At 61.9% G+C, this 16,052-nt stretch carries 14 protein-coding genes; 11 read left to right on the top strand and 3 right to left on the bottom strand.

Annotated elements, in window-relative coordinates:
• Window positions 1-48: 48 nt before the first annotated feature.
• Window positions 49-1,722 carry an iron ABC transporter permease gene (locus tag CD351_RS13840; RefSeq protein WP_111993184.1) on the bottom strand — a complete coding sequence of 558 codons (1,674 nt, stop codon included), beginning with the start codon at window positions 1,720-1,722 and terminating at the stop codon, window positions 49-51.
• Between the two features lie 32 nt (window positions 1,723-1,754).
• On the opposite strand from CD351_RS13840, the gene CD351_RS13835 reads away from it, so the two are divergent.
• From CD351_RS13835 to CD351_RS13800, 8 genes are all read left to right on the top strand, one after another.
• Window positions 1,755-2,780, top strand: coding sequence for an ABC transporter ATP-binding protein (locus tag CD351_RS13835; RefSeq protein WP_111993183.1), 1,026 nt, complete (start codon window positions 1,755-1,757; stop codon window positions 2,778-2,780).
• Between the two features lie 60 nt (window positions 2,781-2,840).
• Window positions 2,841-3,887: a Fe(3+) ABC transporter substrate-binding protein gene (locus CD351_RS13830; protein WP_111993182.1), complete on the top strand. Its 1,047-nt coding sequence runs from the start codon at window positions 2,841-2,843 to the stop codon at window positions 3,885-3,887.
• Window positions 3,888-4,037: 150 nt separating this feature from the next.
• Window positions 4,038-4,871, top strand: coding sequence for a ferredoxin--NADP reductase (locus CD351_RS13825; protein WP_369880468.1), 834 nt, complete (start codon window positions 4,038-4,040; stop codon window positions 4,869-4,871).
• An 88-nt stretch (window positions 4,872-4,959) separates the two neighbouring features.
• Window positions 4,960-5,355: a hypothetical protein gene (locus tag CD351_RS13820; RefSeq protein ID WP_111993180.1), complete on the top strand. Its 396-nt coding sequence runs from the start codon at window positions 4,960-4,962 to the stop codon at window positions 5,353-5,355.
• 91 nt (window positions 5,356-5,446) lie between these two features.
• On the top strand, window positions 5,447-6,589 hold the full coding sequence (locus tag CD351_RS13815) for an acyl-CoA dehydrogenase family protein (protein ID WP_111993179.1): 1,143 nt from the start codon (window positions 5,447-5,449) through the stop codon (window positions 6,587-6,589).
• Between the two features lie 124 nt (window positions 6,590-6,713).
• Complete coding sequence (locus tag CD351_RS13810) at window positions 6,714-7,454, top strand: SDR family NAD(P)-dependent oxidoreductase (RefSeq protein ID WP_111993178.1); 741 nt, start codon at window positions 6,714-6,716, stop codon at window positions 7,452-7,454.
• A 193-nt stretch (window positions 7,455-7,647) separates the two neighbouring features.
• Entirely contained in the window at window positions 7,648-8,670 is a 1,023-nt protein-coding gene (locus tag CD351_RS13805) for an aldo/keto reductase (protein ID WP_111993177.1), read from the top strand.
• Window positions 8,671-8,804: 134 nt separating this feature from the next.
• Window positions 8,805-9,491, top strand: a complete 687-nt coding sequence (locus CD351_RS13800) for a response regulator transcription factor (protein ID WP_111993176.1) — start codon at window positions 8,805-8,807, stop codon at window positions 9,489-9,491.
• A 112-nt stretch (window positions 9,492-9,603) separates the two neighbouring features.
• On the opposite strand, the gene CD351_RS13795 is transcribed toward CD351_RS13800, so the two are convergent.
• On the bottom strand, window positions 9,604-12,312 hold the full coding sequence (locus CD351_RS13795) for a TonB-dependent receptor domain-containing protein (protein WP_111993175.1): 2,709 nt from the start codon (window positions 12,310-12,312) through the stop codon (window positions 9,604-9,606).
• 123 nt (window positions 12,313-12,435) lie between these two features.
• Complete coding sequence (locus CD351_RS13790) at window positions 12,436-13,998, bottom strand: hypothetical protein (protein ID WP_111993174.1); 1,563 nt, start codon at window positions 13,996-13,998, stop codon at window positions 12,436-12,438.
• A gap of 329 nt (window positions 13,999-14,327) precedes the next feature.
• Between CD351_RS13790 and CD351_RS13785 the strand changes: the two genes are divergently transcribed.
• From CD351_RS13785 to CD351_RS13775, 3 genes are all read left to right on the top strand, one after another.
• On the top strand, window positions 14,328-14,750 hold the full coding sequence (locus CD351_RS13785; protein WP_162627740.1) for a hypothetical protein: 423 nt from the start codon (window positions 14,328-14,330) through the stop codon (window positions 14,748-14,750).
• A 318-nt stretch (window positions 14,751-15,068) separates the two neighbouring features.
• Complete coding sequence (locus CD351_RS13780) at window positions 15,069-15,695, top strand: lytic transglycosylase domain-containing protein (RefSeq protein WP_234027143.1); 627 nt, start codon at window positions 15,069-15,071, stop codon at window positions 15,693-15,695.
• A gap of 47 nt (window positions 15,696-15,742) precedes the next feature.
• Window positions 15,743-16,048 carry a TrbC/VirB2 family protein gene (locus CD351_RS13775; RefSeq protein ID WP_234027142.1) on the top strand — a complete coding sequence of 102 codons (306 nt, stop codon included), beginning with the start codon at window positions 15,743-15,745 and terminating at the stop codon, window positions 16,046-16,048.
• The last annotated feature ends 4 nt before the right edge of the window (window positions 16,049-16,052 follow it).

Here is a 16,052-nt window from a genome sequence, read left to right as displayed (position 1 = left end):
CGCTTGGCCGTCATTGGACAAGCACAACTGACAGTTTATCCTGACAGTTCAGCGCTTCGCGGTCCTCGTGAGCAACAGGACGGGCAGCAATCCGGCTGCGAGCAGGATCAGGGCGGGGATCGACGCTTCGACCAGCCGTTCATCGCTTGCAAGGCGATAGGTGCGGGTGGCGAGCGTTTCGAGGTTGAAGGGGCGAAGAATCAGGGTCGCCGGCAACTCGCGCACCGTATCGATGAAGACCAGTGCTGCCGCTGCGGCGAGGCTGGGCGAAAGCAGCGGCACGTAGATGCGCCCCAATACCCGCGCAGGCCCGGCACCCAGCGAGCGCGCCGCTGCGTCGAGCGAAGGCGGGATTGCCGCAAGGCCACCGTCAACGCTGTTGTAAGCGACGGTGAGGAACCGCACCGCCAGTGCATATATGAGCACCAGCGATGTGCCCGTCAGCACCAGCCCGCCGGTATATCCGAACGTGTCGCGCAGTCCCCGCGTCAATCCGATATCGACCGCGCCAAGCGGAGCCAGGAGGCCCACCGCCAGCAGCGCACCCGGCATCGCATAGCCGAGCGTCGACACCCGGATCGCGCCGCGCGCAATGCGGCTGTGCGAGCGCGCCTTCGCAAAGCCGAGCACCAGTGCGGCCACGAGACAGGCGATAGCGGTTGCAAGGCCAAGCCACAGGCTTCCGCTTGCATAATCCCACAGGACGCCCGCCGCCGCGATAGCGGTGTCGCTCATCGCCATCATGGCAAGGTGGGCTGCCGGGATCACGAAGCCGAGCAGCAACGGCAGCGCGCAGGCCAGCGTCGCCATCGCCTTGCCCGCAGGTGACAGCTCGATGAAAGGCGCATCATCGCGCGCGGCAAGCCCGTCCTTGCTTGCGGTGCGCCCCGTCCGCGTGCGCGCCTCCCATGCGATCAGCGCGATCACGAAAATCAGCATGAATGCGGCAAGTTTGAGCGCGGCCTGTTTGTCCCCCATAGACAGCCAGCTGCGGAATATCCCGGTCGAGAAGGTGGGGATCGCGAAATATTGCGCTACGCCGAAATCCGCCAGCACCTCCATCAGGACCAGCGCCAGACCTCCGGCAATGGCAGGGCGTGCAGCCGGCAGGGCGACGCGCCAGAAGGCTCGCGCAGGTGCCGCACCAAGGCTGCGCGCGGCGCGAAATTGAGAAAGGCTCTGTGCGGCAAAGGCGGAGCGGGCGAGCAGATAGACGTAAGGGTAAAGCACGATGCCGAGCACAAATGCGCCGCCGGTGAGCGAGCGGATCTCGGGGAACCAATATTCGCCTGCCGACAGGCCGAATGCGCTGCGAAGGCCGCTTTGCACAGGTCCCGTGAAATCGAGAATGTCGGCATAAAGATAGGCGGCGATATAGGCCGGAACCGCGAGTGGCAGCACCAAAGCCCACGCGAATATGCGCCGGCCCGGAAACCGCGCTGCGCTCACCAGCCACGCGCATCCCGTGCCCACGACCAGCGCAAAGCCGCCTGCCATCACCATCAGCGCCAGCGTATTGGCGACATATCGTCCCAGCACGGTCTGCGCGAGATGCGCAATCGCCTCGAACCCGCCTTCGGGCGCTGCGGCAAGAATGGCGACAATCGGCAGCGCGGCAAAGGTGGCCAGCACGAGCGCGCTAAGCGTCCAGCGATCAAGCTGGAAGCGCGCAGCTGTGCTTGCCTTGGCCCCATCGACCTGCGTAATGCGGCTCACCTGCATTTGCCGGGTGCGTTTCCAAAACGGACAATCATGTGAGCCTTGAATTTCGTCATATTGCCCATGCTTACGGAGATGTTGCGGCGCTCAAAGGCGTCTCCTTTAGCGCGAATGCCGGAGAAATCACCTGTCTGCTTGGATCGTCGGGTTGCGGCAAGTCAACCTTGCTGAACCTCGCGGCGGGCTTGCTGGAAGTGCAGGAAGGCAACGTCAGCGTCGGCGGAGAGGTAATGGCGGAGCCCGGACGCAACCCGCCTCCCGAAGCGCGTCCCGTCGGCCTCGTGTTTCAGGACGGCGCGCTGTTTCCGCACATGACGATTGCAAAGAACATCGCGTTTGGGTTGCCGCGTGGAAGCGCAAGTGGCGCGGTTGTTGAGGATTGGCTTGAGCGTGTCGGGCTTTCGGGGCTGGGCGGGCGGTATCCGCATGAACTTTCCGGTGGCCAGCAACAACGCGCCGCACTCGCCCGCGCGATGGCTCCGGGGCCAAAAGTGCTGTTGATGGACGAGCCATTTGCCAGCGTGGATATTGTCTTGCGGCGACGCCTGCGGCGCGATTGCAGGCGGCTGCTGCGCGAGGCGGGGACGATCACGGTGATGGTCACGCACGACCCGGAAGAAGCGCTCGACGTGGGCGACCGGATCGCGGTGATGGAAGGCGGGCGGATTGTCCAGTTCGGCACACCTGAGGACTTGCACGAGCGGCCCGCGACCGCCTCGGTCGGGGCGATTTTCGGGGGCGCGCAGATCCTTGTCGCCGAGCGCGAGGGGGAGCGATTTCGCACGCCCCTGGGAACATGGCCGATCGAAAGCGTTGCTGGCGATGTGCCGCCGGGGCCGGATGTCGACTTGCTGATCCATGCCGAGGCACTGGTTTGCGAGCCGGACGCCGGGGGCCTTGCCGTCCTCGACGTCCACCCGCTTGGCGTTGCGAGCCGGGTGCTGGTCGAAAGCGAGAGCGGCGAGGAAATCAGCATCCAGACCACCTCTCCGGTCGAGGAGGGGCAGCGCTACCGCGTCACGCCGCGCGCTGGCAGTGTCCGCGCATTCGCTCGCGATTAGAGCTTGCATTCGCCAAATTACTATTGCAAATCATTCGCAAGAATGACGGAAGGAACATCCATGAAGAAACTGATTCTCGGCAGCTTTTCGCTCGCGCTCGGCGCTCTTGCCGTAATCGCTTGTGCTGAAGGCGAGGAAGCCTCGACGCTCGCCGACAATGGCGAGGTCAACATCTATTCCTCGCGCCACTACGACACCGATCTGGCGCTCTACGAGGACTTTACCGAGCAAACGGGGATCACCGTCAACCGCATCGAGGCCGATGCCGATGCGCTGATCGAACGGATCGAAAGCGAAGGCGAATTTTCGCCTGCCGACCTTCTCATCACTGTCGACGCAGGTCGCCTCTGGCGCGCGGAGGAAGCGGGGATTCTCTCCGCGGTCCAGTCCGACGTGCTGACCGAGCGCCTGCCTGATTACCTACGCCATCCCGATGGCCTGTGGTTCGGCCTGTCGACCCGTGCGCGCGTCATCATTTACGACAAGGAGCAGGGCGAGCCCGAGGGCCTCGATACCTATGCCGATCTCGCCGATCCGGCCTATCGCGGCGACATCTGCATTCGCTCCTCGTCCAACATCTACAACATCTCGCTTTTGTCCGCGATGATCGCGCATGATGGTGTGGAGGCAGCGGAGGAATGGGCGCGCGGCGTGGTCGCCAATTTCGCCCGTGACCCGCAGGGCAACGACACCGCGCAGATCGAAAGCGTGGCCGCTGGCGAATGCCGGATTGCGGTCGTGAACTCGTACTACCTCGCACGCTTTGCAGGCGGCGATGAGGAGCAGCGCGCGATCTTCGACAGGCTTGGCGTGATCTTCCCCGATCAGGATGGCCGAGGCACGCACATCAACCTGTCGGGTGCGGGCGTGGTGATGAACGCGCCCAACCGCGAGAACGCCATCCGCTTCCTTGAATATCTGACATCGGAAAGCGCACAGCGCTACTTCGCGGATGGTAATAACGAGTATCCTGCTGTCGCAGGGCTCGAAGCCAACTCGGCAGTCGAGCAGCTTGGCGACTTCAAGGCCGATACGCTCAACGCTGCCGAAATCGGGCGCAATCAGGCGCAGGCGGTACAGGTGTTCGACCGCGCGGGCTGGAACTGATCGGGCGTTGACGGACACGTCACCTTCAAAAGGCGCGCTTTAGGGCGAAAACGCTAATCTACCTTGATGCGAGGGGGCAAAACCGCCATTTGCCCCCTCAAGCATGAGGCGCGCCCCGCGCCTCGCACACCTGAATTCGAGGCCGATGTTTTGACTGAGACTGCCACCACCACCTCCCCGATTCCCCCGCGCGATGCGTTTCAGGAAAGCGGAGCGATTTCCGTTGAGACGGTGACCGATGTGCACCAGTGGAACGAGGAGCTCTTCAGCCTCAAGATGACGCGGCCGCCTGCGTTTCGTTTCCGCTCGGGCGAATTCATCATGATCGGCCTGCCCAAGGAAGACGGCAAGCCGCTGCTGCGCGCGTACTCCATGGCGTGCCCTTCCTATGCAGAGGAATTGGAATTCCTCTCGATCATCGTGCAGGACGGCCCGCTAACCTCGCGGCTGCAGCACATCAAGCCGGGCGATCCGATCTATCTGGGCAAGAAGCCGACCGGCACGCTCGTCACCGACGCGCTGCTTCCGGGCAAGCGGCTGTTCATGCTCTCGACCGGCACCGGCCTTGCGCCTTTCATGAGCCTCGTTCGCGATCCCGAGGTTTACCAGATGTATGACGAAGTGATCGTTGTGCACTCGGTCCGCCGCGTTGCCGACCTTGCCTATCGCGACCTTCTTGAAAGCAAGCTCGAAGGCGATCCGCTGCTTGAGGACGAAGATCGCGAAAAGATGATCTACGTCCCCACCGTCACGCGCGAGGAGTTCCACACCTCCGACCGCATTCAGGTGCTGATCGACGATGGCCGCCTGTTCAAGAACAGCAAGGGCCCCAAGCATTTCGACCCCGAAACCGACCGTGTGATGCTGTGCGGTTCGATGGCGATGATCAAGGACCACGCCGCCGACCTCGAAGCACGCGGCTTCGAAGAGGGCGCGAACAACAAGCCCGGCCAGTTCGTGATCGAGCGTGCTTTCGTAGGCTGATGCACGCCAGGTGAGAGCGGGAGAATTCACCCCGCGTTCATGGCTAATCCTGAAACTCTGCTGCGGCGGGTAACAGGAGGTGTCTCAAATGTTCGCAAGGTCTCTTTTCGCAAAGTCCGCTGGCGCAGCCGCGCTGCTCGCTGCATCAATCGCCCCGGTCGCCGCTTCGGCGCAGGTGGTCGAAGGCGCGCGTGGTTCGTTCCAGCCCAGCTATCACCTCGTGCAATTGTCGGTCGCATTGGCTGGCATGTCGGCAGAGGCGTTCGAGGCGCGCACCAAGGAAATCGCTTCCTGCGCGGACGCAATCGATCTCGCCCGCGACATCGATGCCGAGATCACCCGCAACCGCCACGTGCCGCAGGAACGCCTGCCGGGCGCGGTACAGGATGTCCTGCGTGATCTGCCCACCGGACAGGCCTCGCCCATCTTCAGCAATGACGGCGAAACGATGCGCGTGCTGGTGATCTGCAACAAGGCAAATTGAGCCGCCGGGGCAGTTTGCCCCCTTTACATGAGCGTGTCTCTCAGGTTCAGTTGCACCTAGCAACTGGACCTTAGAGAGAGACCGATAACGCATGCTCGATACCGCGCACCGCACCGCCTATAACGACGATCACGAAGCCTTCCGCGACACCGTTCGCAAGGTCTTTGCCGAACATATGGAGCCTTACCTCGACAACCATGAGGCGGACGGCCTGGTCCCGCGCAAGGCGTGGAAGGCGCTGGGCGATGCGGGCATGCTGTGCCCCACGGTCAAGGAAGAGAATGGCGGCCTCGGCCTTGATTTCGGGTTCAACTGCGTGCTCGCCGAAGAGCTTGCCTATATGGGCTCATCCGCCGGTTTCACGCTTCAGAACGACATCACCGTCAATTATTTCGAGCGGCTCGGCAGCGAAGAGCAGAAGGCGAAGTACCTCCCCGGTATGATCTCGGGCGACATCATCAGCGCGATCGCCATGACCGAACCGGGCACGGGCAGCGACCTGCAAGGGATCAAGACCACCGCGATTCCGGATGGCAATCACCTCGTCATCAATGGCTCGAAGACCTACATCACCAACGGCCAGAACGCCGATGTGGTGATCGTGGTCGCCAAGACCAACCCGGAAGAGGGCGCCAAGGGCACTTCGCTGGTGCTGGTCGATGCAGGCACTCCCGGCTTCGAAAAGGGCCGCAACCTCGACAAGATCGGCCAGCATTCCGCCGACACCTCAGAGCTGTTCTTCGCCGATGTGCGCGTGCCCAAGACCAATATCCTTGGCCGAGAAGGGCGCGGCTTCATCCATCTGATGGAAGAGCTGCCGCAGGAACGCCTCAGCATCGCGGTCTCCGCACAGGCCGGGGCGCAGCGCGCCTTCGACGAAGCGGTCAACTTCACCAAGGACCGCAAGGCCTTTGGCACCACCGTCTTCGAATTCCAGAACACCAAATTCACGCTCGCGGACCTCAAGGCCAAGCTGCAGGTCGGCTGGGCGCATCTCGACTGGGCAATCGCACGCCACCTTCGCGGAGAGCTGACCACCGACGAGGCATCGGCAGCCAAGCTGTGGCACACCGAGATGCAGTGGGAGATGGTCGATGCCTGCCTGCAACTGCACGGCGGCGCAGGCTACATGAACGAATACGCCATCGCGAGGCTGTGGCGCGACGCCCGCGTCGCCCGAATCTATGGCGGGACGAGCGAGATCATGAAGGAAGTGGTCAGCCGCGCGATTTGAGGGGCGCCAGTTTGTTAAACACGTCATCCCAGCTTTCGCTGGAATGACGGAAAGGGGCTGGAATGCAATTCGCGCCTTGACTGCCTAACGCGCCGCTCTTGTTTGTTACCCGAGGAGAACAACCATGACCAATCCACTCGATTTCACAGACAAGCGCGTCCTCGTCATCGGCGGGTCGAGCGGGATCGGTAATGGCATTGCGCAAGGGTTTCGCGCTCGCGGGGCTGAGGTCCATGTCACCGGCACCCGGCCGGATAGCGGCGACTATCTGGAAGCCGAGGACAGCGACATGACCGGGCTGACCTATCACCGGCTCAACGTGATGGACCGCAGCGCGGTTGAGAGCCTGCCCGATGCCATGCTGGAGCCGCATGTGCTGATCCAGTCGCAGGGCATCGTGCGCTATGGCCGCGAGGAATTTGCGCGGCCCGGCTGGGATGATGTGATCGACGTCAACCTCAATTCCGTGATGGACGTGGCGCGCGCGTTTCACGCCGGTCTTGCCGATACGGGAGGCACGATGATCGTCGTGTCCTCGGTCGCGGCGTTCAAGTCGGTGATCGGCAACCCTGCCTATGGCGCATCGAAGGCTGGCGCGGCGAGCCTCGTGAAGACGCTGGGCGAGGCGTGGGCGAGGGATGGCATTCGCGTGAACGGCATCGCGCCGGGGCTGGTCCCGACCAAGCTGACCGCCGTCACGACGCAGCATCCCGAACGGCTGGAAGCATCGCTGCGATCAATCCCCCTGCGCCGCATGGGGACGCCCGAAGACATGGCAGGCGCGGCTTTGTTTCTCGCATCGCCGCTGTCGAGCTACATGACCGGCCAGACGCTGGTGGTCGATGGCGGGCTGACGCTGAGTTGAAGCCTGCGTCGGTTTCCTACTGGGTGGGCGACTGCTAGAACGCAGTCTCAAGCATTGTCACGCCGCCACGATTTGGAAAGTCACACATCCTACAGCCGCATTTCTCGAAATTGCCAATTTTCACAGGGCCTTGCGGGCAGGGCTCATATTTTCAAACCACCCCCTTGCGTGGTCCATCCAGGAGTAATCGCTCATGAAATTCACCCGTCTTGGAAACTCGGGCCTGATGGTCTCGCGCCTTTGCCTTGGCTGCATGAGCTATGGCGACACGACCAAGGGCTGGCACGGCGACTGGCTGCTCGATGAGGATGCAAGCCGCCCGTTCTTCCGGCAGGCGCTGGAGGGAGGGATCAACTTCTTCGACACCGCCAACGTCTACTCCGGCGGAACGTCGGAAGAGATCACCGGCAAGCTGCTGAACGAAATGGCGCGGCGCGACGAGATCGTGGTCGCGACCAAGGCGTACTTCCCGTGGCGGCAGGCGCCCAATGCCGGTGGCAATTCACGCAAAAGCCTGATGCAGGCCATCGACGACAGCCTGACGCGGCTCGGCATGGACTATGTCGACCTCTTCCAGATCCACCGCTGGGACGATGAAACGCCCATCGAAGAGACGATGGAGGCGCTGCACGACATCGTGAAGGCGGGCAAGGCGCTGCATATCGGGGCGTCCTCGATGTATGCATGGCAGTTCGCCAAGGCGCAGGAAACCGCGCGCGCAAACGGCTGGACGCCCTTCATAGCGATGCAGAATCAGCTGAACCTCCTCTACCGCGAGGAAGAGCGCGAGATGCTGCCCTTGTGCGAGGATGAGGGCGTGGGTGTGATCCCGTGGAGCCCGCTGGCGCGCGGGCGTCTGGCGAGGCCGCTGGGCGAGGAGACGGTGCGCTCGAAAACCGACGGCGTGGGCAAGGCGCTCTACAAGGATGATGACGAAGCAGACCGGGCAATCGTCGAAGCGCTGGCCGATCTCGCCGAGCAGCGCGGCGATGCGATGGCAAGCATCGCGCTGGCCTGGCACTTCACGAAGCCCGCCATGTGCGCCCCGATCATCGGTGCGACGAAGGCGCATCACCTCGAAGCGGCGCTGGCTTCGGTGGAGCTTGAACTCGGCGACGATGAGATCGCTTCGCTGGAGAAGCCCTATCGACCTAAATTGCCAACTGGCCTTGGTATGGGGCTGCCAGCGATGGATACAGTTTCGGTCGTGAAATGAGCGGTTTAGGGGCCAGATCAGTCGCTTTGTGACAAGCCTGTCGAACTAGCGCGGTGCTCGTCACGAACGCGTCACACAGGCGCGTCAATTCCGGTGGTGCGCCTCACTTGCAACCACTGGACTTGGCCGGGCTCATGGATGTCATCACCGTCTTCCTGACCAGCGATTTGGGCGAGGGCCCCGACAGCTTTCGCGAAGACTTCATCCACGATGGAAGGCGCATCACGTTCGACCGGCTGGGATCGGATGGGCCCAGGCGGCTGGTCGATGGTGCGCTGTGGGTGTTCGTTGACTGGGTGATGGAAGACCTGGCGGGGCTCGAAATGTGCCGCCGCTTGCGTGCGGACGAACGAACCGCCGCCGCGCACATCACGATGGTGCTGGACGAGCACGACGAAGAGGACCGCCGGCGTGCTCTCAAGGCGGGCGCGGATGACTATGTGGTCGGGCCGTTGACCCGGACGGGCGTGCTTGACCGGGTGCTGGCGCTGCTGACGAGAGCGCCTGACCGCCACGCGGCGCGCCGGATCGAGGCAGGCGACCTGTCGATCGACATGTCAGCCCTTCAGGCGCGCTGGTCAGGCGAACCGATCAAGCTGCGGCCTAACGAGTTCCGCCTGCTTCGCTTCTTCGCGGAGAACCCAAACACGGTGATGAGCCGCGATGATCTGATCGCCGGACTTGGCAAACGCGAACCGGAGATCGACGAGCGCACCGTCGACGTCTGGGTCGGCCGGCTGCGCCGCGCGATCAAGGCAGCTGGCGGGGGCAATCCGCTGCGCACGGTGCGCGGGGCGGGCTACGTCTTCGACATCGGCTGATCCGGCAAAGGGGCGCGCGAACCGCGCTTCAACTTCAGCTTGGACCCAAACGAAAAGGGCCGCTCCCCCAAAAGGAAGCGGCCCTCTTGCAAATGCGCAGATGGCAAGGCGATCAGAAGTTCGCCGTTATCCCAAGCGCGAAGGTCGTGCCGACTTGGAAAGTGTTGAACTCCACACGGTTCGCGCCGAGTTCCTGGAACTCGAAATTGTCGCGTCCGGTGATGTTGCGCACCTCGAGGCTCAGCTCCATCGGGACACCCAGCTGAAGCTCGGTGCGGGCGACGATGTCGATCGTCAGGCCCGGATCTTCGACGAAGTCCGGTTGCGCACCGGCGCGCTGCGTGACGCGCTCACTCGCATAGTTGAACAGCACCGAAAGCTGCTGCGTCTTCTCGGTGTCTTCGATCCCGATCGACAGGTTGGCAAGATGGTCGGACTGACCCACCAGCGGAGCGCCATCGTCGAAGATGAGGTTGGCAAGCTGCCCCGGGTTGCCCGGCACCGGCGAGATGTCGGTGTCGCTCACCGAAAGCTCGGACTGGGTGTAGGTGTAGTTGGCGATGAACAGCAGCTGCTTGGTCTCCCAGAAGCTGCCTCCCATGCCGTACAGATCAATCCCGTACACCGCGTCAAGCTCAAGCCCGAAAAGCTCTGCGGAAGGAGCATTTGCAAAGCTGGTGAAGACCTGACCCGATGCGACGTTGAACGTGCTCTCGATCGGGTTGTCGATCTCCTTGTAGAAGCCTGCAAGGCTCACCCGGTTGGGCCCGCCCATGTAGTACTCTGCACGGACTTCGGCGTTGATCAGCTCGGAGTCCTGAAGCAGCGGGTTACCTTGGAACAGTCGGTTGGATTCCGGATCGAAATAACGCTGCTCGACCAGCTCGCGGAATTGTGGGCGGGCGATGGTCTGCGAAGCGCTGGCGCGAACCTGGAAGTCCGGGATCGGTTCCCAGGTGATGGTCCCCGACGGAAGGAAGTAGTCGTTGAAGATGTTGGTCGGCGTTGCCCCGGCGATCGGCGTGTTGAACACTGACTGATCGAGAGCGACAACCTGCTCGCCATCCTCGTAACGCACACCCGCTTCGAGCGTCAGCGTGTCGGTCGGCAGCCAGCGCAGCAGGCCGTAACCTGCATGCACCTGAAGCGCTGCGTCAAACACGGGAAACGGCGTCGCTTCGGTCAGCGAGACGTTGAAGCCAGCGAGGGTCGCACCGTTGATGATGTCGCCGGGACGACGCAAACCCAGCGCAACCGCGGCGGTTTCATTGAGGCCCACGTCTTGGAACGCGGGATCGGGTGCGATGAACGGACGGAACTCGCGGCTCGACGAGCGGCGGTCGGTGTCCGAATAGGCGTAACCTACGGTAGCCTCGAAGGTACTCGTAATCTCATATCCGAGGTCGATACCGCCGTAGTAAAGCTCTTCCTTCAGGTCGTCGAAAGCGACCGTTGTGATGCCGGCGTCGGACAGCTGGTTGAAATACGCGACAAACTGGTCACCGAACTGGTTACCGGTGAAGTTCGTGCGCGTATAGCTGAAGGTGGTGTTGAACGGCGCTTCGCGGTCGGTGCGGGCATAGCCGCCGCGCAGGTCGACGCTGATCCGGTCAAAGTCGAGCTCCGCCACCAGCTGCGTGTCCATGAGCTGACGCTCGAACCATGCGGTCTGCTGGTTGACGAAGTCGAAGCCGACCTCACCGGGGAAGGGATCGAAAGCCTCTTCTAGACGCGCGGTCTTGAGCGTGTCGCGAATGTACAGGTTGGTCCAGCGAACCGTGTGCGGGCCAAAATCGAGACCGAAGCCGAGAAGTCCGTTCACCAGGATGTTCTCGTCGGTGATGAAGGTCTCGCGGGTTTCGAACACTTCGCTCAGGTCGTTGTTACCACGCTGAGAGAGGACCTGGCGGTTGCGCAGGCTGTTCTTGATCGAAGCGGTTGCGATCACGCCGAGGAAGGTGTCGTCACCCAGCTCAAGTGACAGGCCACCGGTGATCGAGCCCGAGAAGTTGGGGCGCTGCGAATTGTCCTTCTGCAGCGTCACAAGGTTCAGCGGAAACAGTTGCCCTGCGATGCCTTCGGAAGTGGCCAGATCGATCGTACCGATACGCTCGCCGCTGTCGAAGAAGGACTGCAAGTTCGACGGAATGTCGCGGTTGCCGTTGTCGAAACCGAACGAATCCCAGTCTGAGCCGAAATAGGTCAGGCCGTTTTCGAAGGTGGTCTCGCTGTCACCGCTGATGCCGAAGCTCACCGAGAGGAAGTCCTCTACAGGAACTGCCTTGGTGGTGAGGTTGATGACACCGCCGCCGAATTCGCCGGGATAGTTGGCAGAATAGGTCTTCTGCACAAGGCTCGATGCGATCACGTTGGTCGGGAAAATGTCGAGCGGAACGACGCGGCTGAGCGGTTCCGGGCTCGGCAGGGGAAGGCCGTTGAGAAGAGCAAGCGAGTAACGATCGCCCAGGCCGCGAACGAAGACGCGGCCGTCGCCGACGAGCGACAGACCTGTAACGCGGCCAAGAGCGCCAGCGATGTCGCCTTCACCCGTACGGGCGATGTCGGCTTCGGAAAGGACGTTCAGAACCTGGGTCGAGGAGCGCTCGGGATTGCGGTTGCGACGTCCGGTAACGATGATGCCCGAACCGCCCGGAACGGACACCTCGGGTTCCTGGAAATCCTCGTCGTCCTGTGGATCCTGGACGTCCTGCGCCAGCTCATCTTCCTCGGTTTGCTCAGTCGACTGGGCGTGAAGAACCGCGGGAAAGGTGAGCGACGTGGTGAGAAGCAGCAGCCCTGCCAGGCGCTTGCCGGTCGACATAATGCTAGACCCCCTCATGATTAGGCCTTGAAAAACGTGTGCGGTTCCGCGTCGGAACCGTCAGAAGCAAAAGGGGAGGCGCACGCTTTAGACGCGGCGCCTCCCTCAATTCGAAAGGCGCGATCAGAAGACCGGCAGCGAGGTGCAGTCGCCGTTGGCGCTGCCGAAGTCGAGGATCGACGAGTTACAGGTCCAGTCGCCGAAGTCGTCTGCGATGGCGCTTTCGATGGCGCCGACGAAGCCGGTGTCGGTGAAGAAGGACGAACGGGCGGTCGCATCAAATGCGGTCACGCCGTTCTCAAACGAGCCGTTTACGACAACATCGGTAAGCGTCAGCGTCGCGGTGAAGTCGTTGTTCGATCCAGCGTCGACGACTGCCTGCACCTGCGCATCCGACGGACCGTCAGAGCCGCGAACCGGGCGATCCACGCCGTCACACACAACCGAATCGAAGCCGATCAGCGCATCGAGTGTGATCTGTTCGTCGACGCGGACGCAAACGTCGGCAGCAGTGTCGAGATCGATGACCGAGTTGGTCACGCCGAGCGCTGCACCGCCGCGAACGCGAAGTGCCTGACCCGAAGCCGAGGAACGCTGGATGAAGGTGAAGTTGTTGAACTGACCACGGCTCTGCGGGAGAGCGTTGCCGGGGGTGCCATCGCCAAGATCGTCGGGCGAGTCGAATTCAACCAGGCTGTCGCCGGTGTTGGTGCGCTGCACGACCACGCCGGTTTCGAGAGCGGTCTGAACACCGCTGTCGAGGTCGATCGAGTCGTCCGATGCGCCGATGACGGCGAGGTTGCGGACGTTCACGACACCGCCGAAGAATTCGACGCCGTCATCCGAGCTGTTGAACGAAAGCAGGTTGTTGATGACGGTGCCGCTACCGGTGCCGCCGGTGGTGAGCGACTGCAGTTCGTTGGCCTGCTGAAGCTCGAAGCCCGAGAAGCGGATCTGGTTGAAGGTGAACGAGCCTGAGCTGTCAGCCGGGTCGGTGCCGCCGAACGGCGTTGCGACGGTCGTACCTTCAAGCTGCTGCTCGCACTGCGGGTTGGCATTTGGAGCCGCTGCGGTGTTGAAAACCTGGGTCGAGCAATCCGAAACCGGTGCGCGGCCCAGAAGGACGACGCCGCCCCACTGTGCATCGCTGGAGTCGCTGGCAAGGCCGAGCACGTTGTCGCGGCTGGTCCACACGATCGGGCGGGTTGCGGTGCCGTTAGCCGAGATGGTGTTGCCGCGGTTCACGACGAAGAACGATTCGGCCTGTGCGAACAGAATGACGCCCGGCTCGATCGAGAGGTTTACGTCGGTGCCCGTGCTGCTGAAGCCCTGGTCGGTGCCGACGTTCACGCGGCCCGAGATTTGATACAGCAGACCGTTGATGAACGGCAGGTTGTCGTCAGCGTTGAAGGTCGTCGGAAGCTGGCACACGCGATATTCGCCGGTCGGACCTGCGATGGTGCCGATGTCGGTAAGCCCACCGGTCGACGCGATCGTCGGGCAGCCCGATGCCGGGGTGACGAGAGTCTGCGTCGGTGTCGGGGTAGGCGTCGGCGTGGGCGTCGGAGACGGGTTGTTGATGATGATGTCGCCGCTTGTGCCGGGCGATACGATTTCGTCCGCACCGCAGCCCGCAAGAGCAATGATGCTGGCGCCAAGAACGAGAGTGCGTTGGATATTTTTCACAGCGAGCGGTCCCCTAAAAAAACCGAGAGAATCGAAATTCGGAAGCGCGCGAACTGCGGCGCCGAAGACTCCGCTAGGGGTCGGACATGACAGAATTTTTGCTGAGTTACGCTTTTTGCGACAGGACTGTCATATGACTGAAAAAAGACAAGTGTGACTATGAAGCATTACGTAGTCGTAACAAAAGTGAAACAGAAAAGGCGGTTCAACGCATTGAAAATTCGATGGAATCTGACCTAGAATGGCAAAAGTATGACAATGTTACAGTTGTATTGCATTTTTAAGAAACAAGTCGCATCATGCTCTCACAAGAAAAGGAGGGCATGCCAATGTCATACAACAACAAGAACCGGCTCGGCCTAACAGCGATTCTGGCGATGGGTGCAGCGCTTGCGGTGCCTGCTCATGCGCAATCCGTGATGCCAGCTGACACGGATCTTTCGGCTCAGGCCTTGTCGGATGGCCAGACCATCCTGGCGATCGCTACGCTTGAGGCCGAACTTGAAGCGTCTCCCGGCGATCCTGCGCTGCTCATCAATCTGGGCATCGCACGAGCACAGATCGGCGAAACCGAGGAGGCGCGAGCGAATTTCGAAGCTGCCATGCGCAGCCGTGATGTGGTCGATCTCGAAACGGCCAACGGCACGATGACCGATTCGCGGCGTCTGGCTCGCAAGGCCATGGCCATGCTGGAGCGCGGAGAATTTCGCACCCAGTCCGCAAGTGGCAGCCAGTTCACGCTGCGCGACTAAAAACGGTATCGCCAACAAGCATGGTTCGGGCTCGCATAAGTTGGCCTTGCCTGTTGCGCTGAAGTCGGGTGATCAAACCCCGCGTGTAACACGTTATACTATGGGCGCGTCTGAGGCGCTCAAATAGCAGGCGCGAAGTGTAATGCTTCGCGCCTGTCTTTTTTCAAATTGGCGGGGCGGAGGTTAACTTAAATTGGCGCCGAAACGGAGCCTGTTCGGCGAGACTGTCACCTGCGTGTCATTTACGATAGACAAAGGGGAAGCCTCTGGAGGACAGGAATGATTCTCGCACGCGCGGGCAGAGCTGTATCATTGGGCATGACACTGTCGCTGGCCTTTCTGGCAAGTGCAGCCCAGGCTGACGTCATGGAAGTTGACGCAAACGGTGCCCGCTGGGTGGCCGGCGGTCAGCCTGTGGCCGCCATCGAATCCTTTCTCGTCGGCGATGACAATGGCAGTTTTCCGATAGAAGACGGCGCCACGGCGATGAGCGCAGTCTACGTCCCGGAGAACATCGTGGCCGATACGGTTCGCCATGCCTCCGCCATCCCGCCGCAATACTCCGCGAAAATACACGAGCTCGCTCAGCGCTTCGATTTAAGCCCCGCACTGCTCGAAGCGGTGGTGTGGCAGGAGAGTCGCTGGCGACCCACTGCTGTATCGCATGCAGGAGCGCGCGGCCTCGCACAACTCATGCCGGGCACGGCTCGCGACCTCGGCGTCGACCCCGATGATCCGATGCAGAATCTAGAGGGCGGCGCGCGTTATCTTCGCGAACAGCTCGATCGTTTCGACGGTGATCTCGAAAAAGCGCTCGCTGCCTACAATGCCGGACCGGGGCGGGTGATCCGCGCAGGCGGCATCCCGAACATTCGAGAGACCCGCCAATATGTTGCCGCCATCATGGGACGGCTCTCAAACCATTCACGCCCCGGCGCCCAATAGCTGAGACATCGCCTGGGCCACTCCGTTTGAAGGATATGGAATACTCAATGACTTCGCTTACTCGCCTCTCGGCCCGTCTGGCTGCTTTCCTCGCGCTCATTACTATGCCTAGCGCAGCATTTGCACAGCAGACTTCCCAACAGAGCGGTGACCCGATCACGACGGCTCTGGTCTGGATGCAGTCAATACTGCTTGGCCCGATCGCGACGACGGTTGCCGTCATGGCTGTGGCCGGTGTCGGCTTCATGATGCTCACCGGCCGGATGAACTGGCGCTATGGCGCGACGGTCATCATCGGTGTCTTCATCATCTTCGGTGCGCCGCGCCTCGTCGCGACAATCAGTGCGGTGTAAGGCG

The organism is Erythrobacter sp. KY5 (genome assembly GCF_003264115.1).
Classification (GTDB): Bacteria; Pseudomonadota; Alphaproteobacteria; order Sphingomonadales; family Sphingomonadaceae; genus Erythrobacter.
This window is presented reverse-complemented; position numbering and strand designations above follow the sequence as displayed.